This is a genomic window from Hymenobacter agri (assembly GCF_054778495.1).
Map to the genome: position 1 here is coordinate 1 of NZ_BAAGZM010001168.1, position 704 is coordinate 704.

At 67.0% G+C, this 704-nt stretch carries 2 protein-coding genes; both read left to right on the top strand.

The window, feature by feature from the left end; genetic code table 11:
* On the top strand, positions 1-326 hold a 326-nt coding region (locus tag ACYVDE_RS25125), incomplete at its 5' end, for a hypothetical protein (RefSeq protein ID WP_460504243.1).
* On the top strand, positions 320-704 hold a 385-nt coding region (locus tag ACYVDE_RS25130), incomplete at its 3' end, for a polysaccharide deacetylase family protein (protein ID WP_460504244.1). The genes ACYVDE_RS25125 and ACYVDE_RS25130, both read left to right, overlap by 7 nt.

Sequence of the window (704 nt, forward strand, 5' to 3'; positions counted from 1 at the left end):
TTGGCACGCCCGAAAAGGCGGCGGCCGTGGCCCGGCAGCTGCTGGTCGCGCACGGCCTGCCCCAGGCCGACCTGCTAATAACCGGCGAAAACGGCGACCAGGAAAACGACGCGGCCATCGGCCGCTTCCTGGCCGATTTCGCCCACGCCGGGCCGGTGCAGAAGTTCAAGCACCTGTGCGGCGAGTACCCCACGGCCAGCGCCTTTGCCCTGCGTCTGGGCACTGACCTGCTGGCTAGCACCAAGCACGGCACTCCGCGTACCACTCTCATCTACAACCGCTTTCAGCAGAAGCACCAGTCGCTCATGCTGCTTCGGGCATGCTGAGGTATCGCCGGGCCCAACTGGCGCTGGTGGGTGGCAGTGCCCTAGTGCTCGCGCTGTGGTGGTGGGCCAATGCCTCACTGTGGTGGCTGGCCTTTCCAATAGCGACCTACGTGGCGGCGGCGGCTTATGGCTCGGCGCGCATCAGCTCATCGTTTTTTGTCGACACCAGATGGCGCGGGCCAGCCGACCAGCCCCACATTGCCCTCACCTTCGACGATGGGCCGGTGCCCGGCACCGCGCAGATTCTGGAGATTCTGACGCGGCACGCGGTGCCGGCTACGTTCTTCTGCATCGGGCGGCGGGCGCGGCAGCAGCCGGAGCTGCTGCGGCAGCTCGACGCGGCGGGCAACCTGCTCGGCAACCATACCTTCACGCACA